Source organism: Syntrophaceae bacterium (genome assembly GCA_013177825.1).
Classification (GTDB): domain Bacteria; phylum Desulfobacterota; class Syntrophia; order Syntrophales; family PHBD01; genus PHBD01.
The window spans coordinates 1-14,857 of the sequence record JABLXX010000012.1 but is presented as its reverse complement, the minus strand read 5'-3'; the positions used below and the strand labels follow the sequence as shown (position 1 = coordinate 14,857).

Sequence of the window (14,857 nt, the reverse complement as noted above, 5' to 3'; positions counted from 1 at the left end):
ATGAAAGTAACCGACGGCGTCCACGCCTTCCTGTGGCAGAGCTACTCGGAAAACAACTGCAACGCCTATCTGCTCGAGGGGGAGAAGAAAATCCTCGTGGATCCGGGCCATCGGCACCTGCTGGCTCACGTGGACCAGGGATTGAAGGAACTTGGGCTTTCCCGCGAGGGGATCGACGCCGTGCTGATCACCCATGCCCACCCGGATCATCTGGAGGCGATCGGCGAATTCTCTCCGCCGGCTCTCTTTGCCATGAATCAGCGGGAATATGAGCTCTTCAACCAGTACGCCGCGGGTTACATGACCCTTCCGGAGCCTGATTTCTTTCTTGCGGAGGGGGATCTCGAGATCGGGGACATCCGGCTCGAGGTCATCCTGGCGCCGGGACACTCGCCCGCCTCGGTGTGCCTCTACTGGCCGGAAAAGAAGGTGCTCATTACGGGGGACGTGGTCTTCGACCAGGGAATCGGAAGGACCGACATGCCCGGGGGAAGCGGGAAGGCGTTGATGCAGAGCATCCGCCGCATCGCCGCCCTGGACGTGGAATACCTCCTGACGGGCCACGGCGGGATCATTGCGGGCCGCGACGCCGTCAGGAAAAACTTCGCCGGGATCGAGAAGAACTGGTTTCCCTATCTTCGCTGAGATTCAGGCGGCAAGCCGCTCCCGGAGCCGCTCCTGAAAGGCCGCTCTTCCCCCCCGGAGCCGTTCCATAAGAGCCCGGTCCCGATTGGGATTCGGAATGACCGCCGCTCCGGAGACACCCTTCCGCCGCAGGGCCTCCCGCTCCGCTTCCAGCCCCTCCAGCACGATCCGGGACAATTCCTCCCGGCAGGCCAGGGCCAGCTCGCGTACCGGCTCCGTCTTCATTTTCAGGACCTTTTCCATGAGTTCGAAGACGGCCCCGTTCTCACCCGCGGGCTCCACGTGCTCCAGGAGGGCCGACCGGAAGATTTGCTCCGCATCCGGAAACGTCTTCTTCTCCTCGGTAAATTCCTTTTTCAGGTCCCGGAGGGTCGCCAGGCCGTCCCGGTATCGCTGAATCCAGCCCTTGACCTTTCCCTCGGCCTCCCGCCTCCGGATGGCCGTCTTTTCTTCCTCCGACAAAGAGAGATTCTTCGTCCTCTCCATGATCAGATCGATGGTGCTTTTGATCTCCGCCATGATTCCATACCCGCCTGTCATCCGGCTTGCCGCCGGATTGGTTTGCTGCCGGGAGTCTTACCAGCCCGGACACATTTGGGCAACGGGAAATCCGCCCGCCGCTCCGGATTCCGGCATCACCGGACCATCACGAGCTTCTGTTCCTCCTTCGGAACGTACCACTTGATGAAGTTGTAGGTGATCCCGAGCGGTGCCGGCTCGATGCCGCGGACCCGGGCGGAGACGATGGGCAGGGCGTCGGGGACATAGAGGAACAGGTAGGGCTGCTCGTCCGCCAGGATCTCCTGGAGGCGGTCGTAGGCCTTCTTGCGCTCTTTCTGGTCAAAGGTCCCCCTGCCCTTCTCGATGAGGGCGTCCACCTCCGGATTCCGGTAGGAGATGAAGTTCAGCTCCTGGGGCCCCGTCCTGGAAGAGTGCCACACGTCGTAGACGTCCGGATCCAGCGGAATCGTCCAGCCCAGGATGGTGGCGTCGAACTTGCGCTTGTTGATGAAGTCGTTCACGAAAGCGGCCCATTCGACGATCCGGATCTTCACGCGGATACCCACCTCCGCCAGGCGGCGCTGGATGATCTCGGCGCACTTGGCCCGCACCTCGTTGCCCTGGTTCGACAGGATCTCGAAGACGAAGGGCTTCCCGTCCCGGTCCAGGACGCCGTCCCCGTCGGTGTCCCGCCAGCCCGCCTCGGCCAGGAGGTCCCGGGCTTTCTGCGGATCATAGGGATACTTCCGGACGTTGGGATTGTAGGCCCAGGTCCCCGGCTTGTAAGGCCCCGTCGCTTCCCGCCCCAGCCCCAGAAGAACTCCGCGGATGATCTCCTCCTTGTCCACGGCATAGGCGATGGCCTGGCGGACCCGTTTGTCGGCGAACAGGGGGTTCAGCAGGTTGTAGCCCACGTAGGTGTAGGAGAAGGAGAGATAGCGGTACTTGTTGAAATCCCGTTGGAACAGGGGGCTCTCCGTCTGCCGGGTGTACTGGAGGGGCGTGAGGCCCATCCGGTCGATCCCCCCGGCCCGCAGTTCCAGGAACATGGTGGCTGTGTCGGGAATGATCCGCATGATGTAGCCGTCCAGGTACGGCCGGCCTTCGAAATAGTCGGGATTCGAGGCCAGGACGAGCTTCTGTCCCGTCACCCACTCCTTGAAGAGATAAGGCCCCGTCCCCACGGGCTTCCGGGCCAGCGGAGTGGACTTGATGTCCTTCCCCTCCAGGAGGTGCCTCGGCAGGACCGAGGCGCCCCAGCTCATGAGGGCCGGCGCGAAGGGCCTGTCGTAGGTGACCCGGAAGGTTTGCGGGTCCAGGACCTCCGCCTTTTTCACCTTCAGGAAGTCCCCCGCGTAGGCCGTGGGTGTCTTCGGATCGATGGTGAGGCGGTAGGTGAAGAGCACGTCCTCCGCCGTGAAGGGCCGCCCGTCGTGCCAGCGGACGCCCTTCCGCAGGTGGAAGGTGATGACCAGCCCGTCCTTCGAGACGTCCCAGGACTCGGCCAGGTCGCCGACCACGTTCATGTCCTTGTCGTACTTGACGAGGCCGTTGAAGACGAGGCCCGATATATCGTGGGAGGCGCTGTCGGAGGCGAGGATCGGGATGAGGTTGCTGGCGTCGCCGATGGAGCCGTCCACCAGGATGTCGCCGTAGGCGGGCGGGGCGTCGACGGCGCCCTTCCGTCGCGCGTCCTCTTCCGGTCGCGAGCAGGCAGCTGCCAGCACGAGCAGGAGGGAAACGCAAATCAGGATCCGGGAGGTCTTCATGGCCCGGAACGGTACCCCAAGGGCCGGGACCCTTGCAACGGAATTCTGCCGCTATTCGTGCCGCAGGGCGTCGATGGGATGAAGGAGCGAGGCCTTGTAGGCAGGGTAGAAGCCGAAGAAGATCCCCACGAGGGCTGAAAAACCGAAGGCCAGGAAGATCGAGAGAATGGAGACCTCGGTTGACCAGCCGGCCAGCGCCGACAGGATTCCTGATACGGTAACCCCCAGGAGGATGCCGGCGATACCTCCGATGAGCGAGAGGGTCAGGGCCTCGATGATGAACTGGAGCCGGATGTCCCGGGCCTTGGCGCCCACGGCCATGCGGATGCCGATCTCCCGGGTGCGCTCCGTGACCGAGACGAGCATGATGTTCATGATGCCGATGCCGCCCACCAGGAGCGACACCGAGGCGATGGCCCCCAGGAGAAGGGTCATCACCTTCGTGGACTGCTCCGCCACCTGGAGCATGGACGTCAGGTTCCGAACCGTGAAGTCGTCGTCCCGGCCCGGGCCGATCCGGTGGCGCTGCCGGAGAAGCTCCGTCACCTGCCGCTCCGCCTCGGGAAGGGCCTCGGTGCTGACGGCCTTCACCATGATGGAGCCGATCGTGCCGCCATGATACATGCCGAAGACCTTCTTCAGGGCCGTCGTGATGGGGATGAACACCACATCGTCCTGGTCCTGCCCGATGGGCGACTGTCCCTTCCGGTCCAGGACCCCGATCACCACAAAGGGGATTTTCCGGATCCGGACGATCTGGCCGACGGGGTCCATGCTCCCGAACAGGTTGTCCGCCACCGTCTGCCCCAGGAGACAGACCTTCGTGGCGTTCCGGACATCCTGCTCCGAGAAGTTCCGCCCGTCCACGAGGCCCCAGTCCCGAACCTCCAGGGCACCGGGCTCCAGGCCCTGGATCGCCGTGGCCCAGTTCTGGTTTCCGTAGACCACCTGGGCAGCCCGGCGTAGCTCCGCAGAGACGGCCTGTACAGCCGGGCATTCCCTGCCGATCGCCTCGGCATCCTCCCGGTTCAGGGTGGATTGGGCCCCCGCTCCCAGGCGCACTCCTCCCTGGGTCATGCTCCCGGGGATTACAATGATCAGGTTGCTCCCGATGGAGGCGATCTGCTGGGAAATTTTCCGGCTCGCCCCGGTGCCCACCGCCAGCATGGCAATGACGGCTCCCACGCCGATGATGATCCCCAGCATGGTCAGGGAGGACCGCATCTTATTGACCCAGAGGGCCCGGATGGAAATCTTGAGGGTCGACGGAATGCTGATCAATTCCCTTTTCCTCTCATATTCCTAAGCCGCCACATCGCTGACCACGCGGCCGTCCAGAAAACGGATGATCCGCCGGCTGAAGGCGGCAACGTCGGGATCGTGGGTCACCACCACCATGGTGATGCCCGATTCGCGGTTGAGCCGGACGAAGAGCTCCATGATCTCAACGCTCGTTTTGGCATCCAGGTTTCCTGTCGGCTCGTCGGCAAAGACGATGGGGGCGTCGTTCACCAGGGCCCGGGCGATGGCCACGCGCTGCTGCTGCCCGCCGGAGAGCTGATTGGGCCGGTGGTGCTCCCGCCCCTCCAGGCCGAGCAGCCGGAGGGAATCCAGGGCCCGTCTTTTCCGCTCTCCGGCGGGGATGGAGCTGTAGAGCATCGGCAGCTCGGCGTTCTCCAGCGCCGTCGAGCGGGAGAGCAGGTTGAATCCCTGGAAGACGAAACCGATCTTCCGGTTCCGGATCTCCGCCAGCTCGTCCGGACCGAGGCGGCTCACGTCCATCCCGTCGAAGCGGTATTCGCCGCTGGTGGGCCAGTCGAGGCACCCAATGACGTTCATGAAGGTGGACTTGCCGGACCCGGATGGCCCCATGACGGCCACGAACTCCCCCCGGTCGATCGTGATGGAGACGCCGTCCAGTGCGTGGACGGGACTGTCCCCCACGTCGTAGATCTTCATCAGGTCGACCGTCTCGATCAGGGCCGTCACCGGAAAAACCTCGGGCTCATCTGCTGTTGCTGCTTGCTGTTACCGGCGCCCGCGGCCTCGACGATCACATCCTGCCCTTCCTTCAGATCCCCCGAGACGATTTCCGTGACCTGCCCGTCGCTGATCCCGGCGGCGACGGCGATCCGCTTCGGCGTCCTGCCCTCCAGAACCCAGACCGCCTGCCCCCGGCCCGCTTCCCGGCCCTCTTTTCCTTCCTTTGTCCGGGCAGCCGTCGATGCCGCCCCCTTGCCCTCCCTGTCTGCGGGCCGGAAACGGAGGGCTGCGTTGGGCACCTTCAGGGCCGCCGTCCGGCGGTCGATGATGATGGACACGTTGGCGGTCATGCCCGGCTTGAGCTTCAGATCCGGATTGGCCACCTTGACCACCACGTCGTAGGTCACCACGTTCTGTACCGTGATGGGTGCGTTGCGGATTTCCGAGACCTCGCCCTGGAAGGGGGATTCCGGATAGGCGTCGACGGTGAACGTCACGGGATGTCCGACTTTGACCTTTCCGATGTCCGCCTCGTCCACGTTCGTATCGATCTGCATCCGGGTCAGGTCCTGGGCAATGTTGAAAAGCGTGGGTGTCTGGAAGCTCGCTGCCACGGTCTGGCCGACATCGATGCTCCGGGAGATGACGGTGCCGTCCACGGGGGAGAGGATCCGCGTGTTGCGGAGGTTGGTGTCCGCCAGGGTCAGGGCCGCCCTGCTCTGCTGGACCTGGGCCCGGGCGGCGTTGAGCGAGGCGGCGTTCGCCGAGGCGTTTGTCTCGGCCGTGTCCAGATCGCTCCGGGCGATGAAGTTCGACGCGAAAAGGGTCTTGTTGCGCTCGAAGGTCCGTTTGGCGTCCCGGGCGGCCGCATCGGCCTTTTCCACGTTCGCTTCCGCCAGCCGGAGATTCGCCCTTGCCTGATCCACCTGGGCCTGGAAGGAAACCGGGTCGATCTGGGCGAGGACCTGCCCCTTCTTCACCGGCGAGTTGTAATCCACGTAGAGTTGCTTGATCGTCCCGGATACCTGGGTCCCCACCAGCACGGTGGTAACGGCATTGACCGTGCCCGTGGCGGTTACGGCGGCCTGGAGTTCTCCCCGGACGGCCTTGGCCGTCTTGAAGGAGGGGCCGTTGTTCCCGTGAAGAAAGAACCAGGCGGCCGCCACCGCAACGAGGACGGCGATGCCGGCAACAACGAAGATCTTTTTTCTGTCCATTCCGATGATTTTCATTTCTCCCCGGTTGCCTTCTCCAGGCCTGCCTGGGCAAGCCGGTAATCGTAAAGGGCCGTCGTATGGGCCGTCTTGGCGTTGAGATCCGCCAGCATGGCGTCGGTCACTTCGATGGGACTGCCTACGCCCGCGCCGTAGCGTCCCCGGGCCAGTTCAAGGTTTTCGGCGGCCTGCCGTACTTCCAGCTCCGCCACGGCGATGCGGTCGCGGGCCTCCTGAAGGTTCAGCAGGGCCTGTTGAATTTCCAGATGAGCGGTCTGGCGGACCAGGTCCTCATTCGCCTTCAGGACTTCCAGGTTCGCCCGGGCCTCGTCGGTCTGGTATTTTGTGGAGAGACCGCTGAACAGCGGAACCGACAGGGTCGCGCCGACGTTCCAACCCCGTTCGAGAGGAAGATCCTCGCCGGACCATCCATAGCCGGCGCTCCCGGTCAGGACGGGGAAGTATCCTTTCTTCGCCAGGTCGATGGAGGACTCCGCCGCCTCCCGCTTCGACCGGACCGACCTCAGGTCGGGCCTTTGCTCATACCCTTTCTTCAGCGCCTCGTCGAGCGAGGCCGAATAGGGCTGAAAGGCCAGGATGTCCTGCACATCGAAGGGAGGCGCGCCCGTTAGTCCCATGGCGTTTCCGAGGGTCAGGCGGGCCAGGTTCAGGGCGTTCTCCGCCTTCAGCAGGTTCAGGCGGGCATTGCTCAGATCGACCTCCGCCTTGGTCACGTCGAACTTCGGCTTTACACCGACCTCGAAGAATTTCTTCGCCTGCGCCAGATGCTGCTGATAGGAAGCCACCGTTTCCGCGTTGGCGTCCCTGAGACGCCGGGCCTGAAGAATCCCGTAATAGGCCTTCTTGACGTCGTAGGCGACCTGGCTCACCGCCTGCTCCAGGTCTGCGCGGGAGGAGTCCGCCCCGAGACGCTGGATTTTTACCTGGGTGGACGTCTTGAAGAAATCGAAAAGGGTCTGGTTGACGCTGAGACCGGTGGCATAATTATCATAGACGGTTCCGCTCGTCCTGGACGAGGTACCGCCGACGGCGGTGCGGTCGTACTCTGCCGAAGCGCTGATCTGCGGATAGTAGCCCGCCCGGGCCTGGCCGACCCGGCTCTCGCTGGCCCTCAGGCCGCCGGCTGCGCCGAGGATGCTCGGGTGGCGTTCCAGAGCGATGGCGATGCAGCGCTTCAGGTCCAGCGTCTCGCCGGGACGGATCGCCTCCCCCGGATGCGCCGGCGCCGGGACAAGCAGAAACATGCAGAAAACCGCAAACAATACATGAGCAATCCGTTTCTTCATGGCCGGTCTATATGCTACGGATGAGGGGGCCTGTCAAGGCGAAGCCCCGGGAGTCGCCGGGGATTTCCTGCTCGATCCGGACTTCCGGAAAGCATCCCCTGTAACGGGTGGCTGGCAAGGATCGTACCCGATCGGGTATCAACTTCCAACATATGGGAATGATGGAATGAACCTGGAGAGAAGCGACAAGACCGTCATAGATGCACGAAAAAGCGGATACTATCTATCCAGCCTGGTGCATGCAGATGGATATAATATATCCAGGGATTGATCCAGCGATGGACGGAAGGACGAATTCGGGGGCGTCACCCTTGATTCATGCAGGTGTCCCGGCAAAAGGAGAGGACTCTTGCCACAGATGGACATGCCGACGGATATGCATACATTCTCTCAGAACGTGCATCGGGAAGGACCGTTCCCCCGGCCGGCCGTCTCCTCCGCGATCATGACGTCTCCCTCGAAGGTCAGAACATACAGAAAATCGTTATCCCCGCAGTTGTAGTACCATTTCTCGACGGCCAGCGTTTCTTCGGCATAGATTCCGCCCCGGCTCCTGCCGGTGTTCGGGTCCTCGCCTCCCAGAAAGCGGCCCCTTGTGACGGACTTCACCTTCTCGACGCTGTCGGGTTTTCCGCATTCGATCCGGACGCGTGCCTTGCTGTCGCCGCTGCTGACAAGCCCCTTGCCCTGATTGCACCGGAATGCGGAAGCCTCGTTTCCGAAACAGAAAAAAAGCATCGCCACGACCAGGATCGTCATCATCTTTTTCATGCTCCCCGCCTTCTCCTTCAGGAGGTTCGTTCGGCTTGCCTTGCAATATTGCCTTTATAATTCATGATCTTGGATCAAACGGCCGTTTCCTGGTTCCTGCAACGGCAAATACCGATTGACATGTCAATCAACATTTGTTAAGCGGTGCTTCATGGAAAAAGTAGCCAGTGAAAAAATCATCGTCGAAGCGGCCCTGAAGGTCTTCAGCACGAAAGGCTTCGCCGAAGCCCGCATGGCCGATATTGCCAAAGAAGCCAACCTCTCGTACGGACTCATCTATCACTATTTCGAAAACAAGGAAAAACTTTTCGATGCCATTGTCGAGAACTGGTGGAAGACCTTTTACGACGAGCTGGAAATGCTCAAGAAGAGCACCGCGGCCACCAAGGAAAAACTCGTGGACATCATCAAGTTCATGATGAACGCGTATACCGCAACACCGAGCCAGATGTCCATTTTTGTGGCCGAGGTCTCCCGGGGATTCATCTATCACTCGAGCCCTCGGGGCAAGGACAAATTCCGGAAACTCTTCAACCTCTGTGAAGACATCATCCGCGAAGGCCAGACCCGGGGAACCCTGCGAGCCGATATCCAGTCCAACTACCTGACCTATGTATTTCTCGGCGCCATCGACACGTTCCTGTCGGTCATGATCCTGGGCAATGAAACGCTGAGCAAGGCCAGGGAGAAGCGGATCATCGAAAGCCTCACCTCCGTTTTTCTTCATGGGGCGGAGGCGGAAGCAGAGCATTAGGAAGGATCCCTCCGGCGGACCTGCGGGACATTCCACCACAGACGGCAATGGCAGACAACCGGAGACGGAAAGCCGGAAACGAAGCGGACAGGCAGTATTCAGCAAACGACAGGCAGTGATGATTCTCAAGGGACAGCTTCACACGCACACGACTTTCTCCGACGGAGCCCTGACGCCCCAGGAGACGGCCGACACCTATGCACGCCTCGGATACGACTTCATCGCCATTACGGACCACGATCACCTGCTGAAGCCCTCCTACGGAGACGCCATCGGCAGGATCGATACACGCCTGCTCGTCTTCACGGGAATCGAGCTGACGGTCCACTGCCGCAAGGGCTACGTCCACGTCAGCCGCATCGAGGGGGATAAGGAAGTCCTTCACATCTTCAATCACCCCGCCGACGTCGACGTCAGCCTGAAAGACTGCATCCGCATCATCGGGGAAGTGGCCGAGCAATATCCGATCGACGCCGTGGAGATCACGACCCACGGCTTCTACACGCCCCAGTTCGACATCCCGGAAATTCCCTATCCCAAGGTGGCGGCCGACGATTCCCACACCCTCCTGGGGTGCGGACGCGGATGGATCGAACTGGAGGCCCCGCTGGACCGGGATGAAATCATCCGGGCCGTCAAGCAGGGGCGATTCATGAACTGTTTTGCGGGCGACAAGGCCCGCCGAAAGTCCGCCGCGGATCTGCGGCTGATCCGATTTGCCTGAAACTGCAGCCGGGGCGGCGCCCGACCGGATGGTCCGGCCGGGACAGATCCCCGAAGAAAATGCGATTCAGATTCAATTTAAGGAAGGAGACGTTCTATGGCCACAAAGCGGGTAGCGATTTGTGCGGTTGCCCAGCACAAGAACGAACCGGATCTCTGGTACAGGCGATTCCAGAACATGCTTCTGGACGTGCTGGAGGACCTCCAGGAGAAGACGGGCTTCACGTACGGGGAAAACGGCGTGGAAATGATCGTCAGCACCTCCGACGATTTCTTCGACGCCCGGACCATCTCGAACAACGGCGTCACGGACGTCATCGGGGGCCAGTACCTGGCGGAAGAGAAAATGGCCCAGGAAGGCCTCAACGCCATCGGCTATGCCAACTCCATCATCCTCTCCGGGCACAAGGACCTTGTCCTGATCATGGGACACTGCAAGGAATCCCAGGGAGAAAGCCGCAACATGATCACGAACTGCGGTTTCGATCCCTTCTACGGCCGCGCCACGGGGCTTGACTACCTGAACGCCGCCGGGCTCCAGGCCCAGGCCTACATGAGGAAGAGCAGCCTCACGGACGACCAGCTCGCCGAGATCGTGGTCCGGAGCCGCCAGTGGGCCGCCAAGAACCCCTATGCCAACGCACGGGAAGCCGTGCCGGCGGGGAAAGTCAAGGCATCCCCCATGCTGTGCGATCCCATCCGCCAGCTTCATGCCTATCCCGTCTCCGACGGAGCCGTTGGGCTGCTCCTGGCCTCGGAGGAGCGGGCAAAGGAATTCACCGACAAGCCCGTCTGGATCACGGGCTTCGCCAACTGCATGGATACCTTCTTCTTCGGGGACCGGGATCTGACCAGCAACTTCGCCCTCAAGAAAGCCACCGCGAACGCCTGCCGGAGGGCCGGCATCCAGGATCTGAAAAAGGCCGCCGACGTAGTCGAGGTCATGGACTGCTACGCCTACCAGCAGCCCATGTGGATGGAAGGATTGGGATTCTGCGGAGACGGAGAAGGCGGACGCTTCGTCGCGGAAGGTGGTCCCGGGAAGTACCGGGTAAACCTCTCCGGCGGTACCCTGGCAGGGAACCCGCTGATCATTTCCGGTCTCTATCGGGCCGCCGAGGCGACCCTCCAGCTTCAGGGCGGCGCGGGAGACCGCCAGGTTCCTGACGCGAAGTGCGCCGTGGCCCACTCGACAAACGGGCCCGCCGGCCAGTTCCACTCCGTTCTCATTCTTGAAGCGTAAGGAGCAGGAATCATGAAAAAACACGAGAAAAACAGAAACGTAGCCATTATCGGGATCGGCCAGACGACCCTCTCCAGTCACAAGGAAGACCAGAATCAGGTGGAAATGGTCGCCGAGGCCGTGCGTAACGTCCTGGCGGACGCCAATATGACCCTCGACGACATCGACTGCATCGTACACGGCAACATGGAGCTCTTCGAGATGCAGTTCCAGCCTGACATGTGGCACGCCCTGGGCTGCGGATCCTACGGAAAGGAAGAGTACCGGATCACCACGGGCGGCACCGTCGGGGCAACCCTGGTCTGCGCATCAGACAGCCTCGTGGCCTCCGGCCAGTACGACACCGTCCTGTGCCTCGGCTTCGAGAAACTCCAGGAAGGAAACACCACGGGCGGCATCACGAACATGGCCGACCCCCTCTGGTTCCGCAACCTCCAGACAGGAGCCCTCACATCCACCACGGCCACCGAGATGATCAAGGAGTTCGGGAAGGATCGGGTTCTCCGGGCCGCCATGAAGTACCGGATCATGATGGACAAGCACGCCATGCTGAACGAGCGGGCGCACCGACGCCTCGGCCTCGAGTACGACCAGCTGGAGACCCTGATGGAGACGTCTCCCCAGCTCGTCGGCGAGCTCAGGCTGATCCACATGTGCTCCCAGTCCGACGGGGCCTGCGCCATGATCCTCACCCACGAGGACCGGGTGAAGAAGGGAACCGCCAAGCCGCCCGTCTGGATCCGGGACCATGAGACCTCCCACCGGGGGGAAAACATGTCCAACCTGTACGGCGCGCAGAAACCCAAGAGCACCCATCGCGACTGTGCGGAAAGACTGTTCAAGCGGAACGGCATCACGAACCCGCTCGAATACTTCGACGTTTTCGAGATGTACGATCCGTCCGCCTACTGGGGCCTCGACTGGCTCCGGGAATTCCTGCTCCTCAAGGATGACGCGGTTCTCAAGCTCATGGAGGCGGGAGAATTCGACCTGGACGGCAAGCTCCCCGTCAACCCCTCGGGAGGCGTCATTGCCAGCAATCCCATCGGCGCCACGGCCATGCTCCGTCCCGCCGAGGCGGCACTCCAGATCCGGGGGGACGCCGGCGGGCACCAGATCAAGAAGGAGGTCCGCCATGCCCTGGCCTCCGGGTTCGGCGGCACCTTGTGGACCGTTATGCTCATGCTCGAAAAAGAATTGAACTGGTAGGAGGTTGACCATGGCTGAATTCTTCGGAACCACCGTTGCGGATATCTTCAATACGATGCCCAAACGCTTCAAGCCCGAGGCGTCCAAGGGCGTGGACGTTGTCATCGGGTACGATTGCGGCGGCGAGGGCGGGGGCAAGTGGAAGCTCACCGTCAAGGACCAGGTTGCCAAGGTCGAGACCGTCGAGGGCGACCTCGGCCCTTGCACGGCCACGATCATCGCCTCCGATGCGGAGACGTTCATCGGCGTCACCCTGCAGAAGATCGGCGCCATCGACGCCCTCTCCCAGGGAAAGATGAAGGTCGTCGGCGACACACGGATGCTGATGACACTCCTGCCACAGATCTTCGTGCAATACACCGTGCCGGAGAAAAAGACGGAAGTCACCGCCCGGGGAATCCTCTCCGCCATCGGGGAGCGTTTCCGTCCCGACAAGGCGGCGGGCGTGACGCTGAAATACGGGTACGATCTCACGGGCGAGGGCGGCGGCCAGTTCACCATCACCATCGCCGACGGGACCTGCACCCTGAAGGAAGGCCTCGATTCGGACCTGGCCGTAAAAATGACCATGGAGGCCGTCACCTATGTCGGCATGATGACCGGCACGATCGACGGCGCAGCCGCCTTCACCTCCGGAAAAGTCAGGATCGACGGCGACATGATGGCCGCCGCCGCCACCGGCAAGTATTTCGACAAGTATGTGGATCCCAACGCCGAGGAGGCGGAGGAACTGCTTTCCCTGAAGGTGGTCACCTCCATTAACCAGCGCTTCGCCACGGGCCCCGTCATGGGCAAGTGGTTCGCCGGACTTCGCGAGAAGAAGTTCCTCGCCAGCGTCTGCCCCCTCTGCAAGCGGACCCTGATCCTCCCCCAGGAGATCTGCCAGTTCTGCCACGTGCGAACCAAGGAGTACGTGGAGCTGGGACCGGAAGGATATGTCACGAATTTCGACCTGGTCTACTTTGCCAGCCCCGATCCCCTCTCCGGCGAAGTGCGGGACACCCCCTATGCCTGCGCCTGGATCATGCTGGAGGGCGCCACGCCGGAGGAAGGCTTCGCTTTCGAAATCAAGAGGGAGGACCTTCCCAAGCTCAAGATCGGATCGAGGGTGCGGCCCGTCTGGGCGGAAAAGCCCTCGGGCAGTTTCCGGGACATCCTCCATTTTGAAATCATCGACTAGGGAGAGGAGAATCGAACCATGACATGCAAATGTGAAGACATAAAAGATTGCTTCGTCATCGAGGCCAGGATGGCCCTGCCCAACCAGTTTTTTGTGGGACGGATCGGCTCGAAGTGGATCATCGCCATGAGGGACAAGAAGAAGCTCACGGGCCTCAAGTGCGACAAATGCAGCATCACCTATGTCCCGCCTCGGGAACACTGCAACAAGTGCGGGGCCAGGATCGCCGACAACTGGGTGGACGTGGGATCGACGGGGGAACTCGTCAACTACACCATCGTCAACTACAACGACAAGCATCTTCCCCGGAAAGCGCCGTACATCCTGGGGCAGATCAAGCTGGACGGGGCCGACACGCCGCTCACCCACATCGTGGCCGACGTGGATCCCGATGAAGTTGCCATCGGCATGAAGGTGAAGGCCGTCTTCGCCGAGGGACCCGTCAACACCCTGATGCAGCTGGATCACTTCGAGCCCGTCTGAGACGCGGCCGGAAGGATCTGCCGAAATGAACAAACAAATTTTCCCGTAAGGAGGATTTCACCATGGCCAAGGAAAACAAGAAGGTCATCATTACCGCGGCCCTCACCGGGGCCGCCACCATGAAGAACAACAACCCCAGCGTTCCCTACACCATTGAGGAGTTCGCCGAAGAGGCGTACAAGTGCTACCAGTCCGGAGCCGCCATGGTCCACGTCCATGCGAGAATGGACGACGGCCAGCCGACCCACGAGATCGACCGGATCCAGGCCGTACATGACGCCATCAAGGCCCGCTGCCCCGAGTTGCTCATCTGCCTCAGCTCCGCCGTCGGCATCTACAAGACGCCGGAACAGCGGCTGGCCCAGATCGTGGCGGTCAAGCCGGAGATGGCCTCATACAACACCAACAGCATGAACTTCAGCATCGTCGACCGCGGCACCGGGCAGATCTTCTTCGACTACGTCTTCGACAACACCTTCACGATGCTCCAGGACTTCGGCAAAGCCTTCGAGTCCAACGGCGTGAAGCCGGAGATCGAGTGCTACGACATCGGCGGCATCGACAATACCCTCCTGATCGCCAAGCAGGGCTTCTTCACGGAGCCCATGAACTTCAACTTCGTCTGGGGCGTCGTCGGCGGCCAGAAGTTCCGTCCCGACGTGTTCATTTCCATGGTCAACGCCATTCCGGCAACGGCCAATTTCACGACCTGCGCCGTGGGCAACGAGCAGTTCCCGGCCAACGTCATGTCCTGCCTCATGGGCGGCAACATGCGGGTCGGCATGGAGGACAACACCCGGATGCCCGACGGCGAGCTGGCCAAGGGCAGCTGGGAGCAGGTCGAGTGGGCCGTGAAGGCCGCTTCGTCCCTGAACCGCACGCCCGCCACGCCGGCGGAAGCCCGGGAGATGATGGGCATCCGCAAGGCTTAAGAGGAGGAACGATTCGATGGATTTCACATTCAACGACGAGCAGCGGATGTTTCGCGATACGATCTACCGTTACTGCAAGGAGGAGGTAGCGCCTCTCTGCGAGGCGGCGGACCGGGAGGGTGAGTTCAGCATGGAGGTATGGA

At 61.8% G+C, this 14,857-nt stretch carries 16 protein-coding genes; 9 read left to right on the top strand and 7 right to left on the bottom strand.

All coding sequences use genetic code 11. From position 1 onward, the window contains the following. A complete protein-coding gene (locus HPY65_17850) occupies window positions 1-645 on the top strand; it encodes an MBL fold metallo-hydrolase (GenBank protein NPU86346.1) in 645 nt (214 codons plus the stop codon). A gap of 3 nt (window positions 646-648) precedes the next feature. Here the strand turns inward: HPY65_17850 and HPY65_17845 are convergent, their stop codons facing one another. The 7 genes from HPY65_17845 to HPY65_17815 all read right to left on the bottom strand — a co-directional run bounded on the left by HPY65_17845 (window position 649) and on the right by HPY65_17815 (window position 8,190). Next, window positions 649-1,164 (bottom strand): hypothetical protein, encoded by a 516-nt coding sequence (locus HPY65_17845; protein ID NPU86345.1) that lies wholly within the window; start codon window positions 1,162-1,164, stop codon window positions 649-651. Window positions 1,165-1,280: 116 nt separating this feature from the next. Further along, the gene (locus HPY65_17840) at window positions 1,281-2,915 is read right to left on the bottom strand and encodes a peptide-binding protein (protein NPU86344.1); all 1,635 of its coding nucleotides are present in this window, start codon (window positions 2,913-2,915) and stop codon (window positions 1,281-1,283) included. 51 nt (window positions 2,916-2,966) lie between these two features. Continuing rightward, window positions 2,967-4,139, bottom strand: coding sequence for an FtsX-like permease family protein (locus tag HPY65_17835; protein ID NPU86343.1), 1,173 nt, complete (start codon window positions 4,137-4,139; stop codon window positions 2,967-2,969). A 78-nt stretch (window positions 4,140-4,217) separates the two neighbouring features. Continuing rightward, window positions 4,218-4,874: an ABC transporter ATP-binding protein gene (locus tag HPY65_17830; protein NPU86342.1), complete on the bottom strand. Its 657-nt coding sequence runs from the start codon at window positions 4,872-4,874 to the stop codon at window positions 4,218-4,220. Between the two features lie 26 nt (window positions 4,875-4,900). Then, the gene (locus tag HPY65_17825) at window positions 4,901-6,115 is read right to left on the bottom strand and encodes an efflux RND transporter periplasmic adaptor subunit (protein ID NPU86341.1); all 1,215 of its coding nucleotides are present in this window, start codon (window positions 6,113-6,115) and stop codon (window positions 4,901-4,903) included. 11 nt (window positions 6,116-6,126) lie between these two features. Beyond that, window positions 6,127-7,419 carry a TolC family protein gene (locus HPY65_17820; GenBank protein NPU86340.1) on the bottom strand — a complete coding sequence of 431 codons (1,293 nt, stop codon included), beginning with the start codon at window positions 7,417-7,419 and terminating at the stop codon, window positions 6,127-6,129. 390 nt (window positions 7,420-7,809) lie between these two features. Next, the gene (locus HPY65_17815; GenBank protein NPU86339.1) at window positions 7,810-8,190 is read right to left on the bottom strand and encodes a DUF2845 domain-containing protein; all 381 of its coding nucleotides are present in this window, start codon (window positions 8,188-8,190) and stop codon (window positions 7,810-7,812) included. A 151-nt stretch (window positions 8,191-8,341) separates the two neighbouring features. Here HPY65_17815 and HPY65_17810 point away from each other — a divergent pair, with 151 nt between their 5' ends. The 8 genes from HPY65_17810 to HPY65_17775 form a co-directional block, all read left to right on the top strand. Further along, window positions 8,342-8,944: a TetR/AcrR family transcriptional regulator gene (locus tag HPY65_17810; GenBank protein ID NPU86338.1), complete on the top strand. Its 603-nt coding sequence runs from the start codon at window positions 8,342-8,344 to the stop codon at window positions 8,942-8,944. 118 nt (window positions 8,945-9,062) lie between these two features. Then, a complete protein-coding gene (locus HPY65_17805; GenBank protein ID NPU86337.1) occupies window positions 9,063-9,668 on the top strand; it encodes a hypothetical protein in 606 nt (201 codons plus the stop codon). A gap of 96 nt (window positions 9,669-9,764) precedes the next feature. Beyond that, window positions 9,765-10,910 (top strand): thiolase family protein, encoded by a 1,146-nt coding sequence (locus HPY65_17800; protein NPU86336.1) that lies wholly within the window; start codon window positions 9,765-9,767, stop codon window positions 10,908-10,910. 12 nt (window positions 10,911-10,922) lie between these two features. Beyond that, a complete protein-coding gene (locus HPY65_17795; protein ID NPU86335.1) occupies window positions 10,923-12,119 on the top strand; it encodes a hypothetical protein in 1,197 nt (398 codons plus the stop codon). 10 nt (window positions 12,120-12,129) lie between these two features. Then, on the top strand, window positions 12,130-13,299 hold the full coding sequence (locus tag HPY65_17790) for a hypothetical protein (protein ID NPU86334.1): 1,170 nt from the start codon (window positions 12,130-12,132) through the stop codon (window positions 13,297-13,299). Between the two features lie 18 nt (window positions 13,300-13,317). Beyond that, a complete protein-coding gene (locus HPY65_17785; GenBank protein NPU86333.1) occupies window positions 13,318-13,782 on the top strand; it encodes a Zn-ribbon domain-containing OB-fold protein in 465 nt (154 codons plus the stop codon). Between the two features lie 62 nt (window positions 13,783-13,844). After that, entirely contained in the window at window positions 13,845-14,714 is an 870-nt protein-coding gene (locus tag HPY65_17780) for a 3-keto-5-aminohexanoate cleavage protein (protein NPU86332.1), read from the top strand. A 16-nt stretch (window positions 14,715-14,730) separates the two neighbouring features. Further along, a partial coding sequence (locus HPY65_17775) for an acyl-CoA dehydrogenase (protein ID NPU86331.1) occupies window positions 14,731-14,857 on the top strand: 127 nt, incomplete at its 3' end.

Coding starts and splice junctions, on each gene's coding strand:
- HPY65_17790 (NPU86334.1), top strand. CDS start 12,130: ATGGCTGAATTCTTCGGAACCACCGTTGCGGATATCTTCAATACGATG.
- HPY65_17825 (NPU86341.1), bottom strand. CDS start 6,115: ATGGACAGAAAAAAGATCTTCGTTGTTGCCGGCATCGCCGTCCTCGTT.
- HPY65_17815 (NPU86339.1), bottom strand. CDS start 8,190: ATGAAAAAGATGATGACGATCCTGGTCGTGGCGATGCTTTTTTTCTGT.
- HPY65_17800 (NPU86336.1), top strand. CDS start 9,765: ATGGCCACAAAGCGGGTAGCGATTTGTGCGGTTGCCCAGCACAAGAAC.
- HPY65_17830 (NPU86342.1), bottom strand. CDS start 4,874: ATGAAGATCTACGACGTGGGGGACAGTCCCGTCCACGCACTGGACGGC.
- HPY65_17850 (NPU86346.1), top strand. CDS start 1: ATGAAAGTAACCGACGGCGTCCACGCCTTCCTGTGGCAGAGCTACTCG.
- HPY65_17835 (NPU86343.1), bottom strand. CDS start 4,139: ATGCGGTCCTCCCTGACCATGCTGGGGATCATCATCGGCGTGGGAGCC.
- HPY65_17795 (NPU86335.1), top strand. CDS start 10,923: ATGAAAAAACACGAGAAAAACAGAAACGTAGCCATTATCGGGATCGGC.
- HPY65_17840 (NPU86344.1), bottom strand. CDS start 2,915: ATGAAGACCTCCCGGATCCTGATTTGCGTTTCCCTCCTGCTCGTGCTG.
- HPY65_17785 (NPU86333.1), top strand. CDS start 13,318: ATGACATGCAAATGTGAAGACATAAAAGATTGCTTCGTCATCGAGGCC.
- HPY65_17810 (NPU86338.1), top strand. CDS start 8,342: ATGGAAAAAGTAGCCAGTGAAAAAATCATCGTCGAAGCGGCCCTGAAG.
- HPY65_17780 (NPU86332.1), top strand. CDS start 13,845: ATGGCCAAGGAAAACAAGAAGGTCATCATTACCGCGGCCCTCACCGGG.
- HPY65_17820 (NPU86340.1), bottom strand. CDS start 7,419: ATGAAGAAACGGATTGCTCATGTATTGTTTGCGGTTTTCTGCATGTTT.
- HPY65_17805 (NPU86337.1), top strand. CDS start 9,063: ATGATTCTCAAGGGACAGCTTCACACGCACACGACTTTCTCCGACGGA.
- HPY65_17845 (NPU86345.1), bottom strand. CDS start 1,164: ATGGCGGAGATCAAAAGCACCATCGATCTGATCATGGAGAGGACGAAG.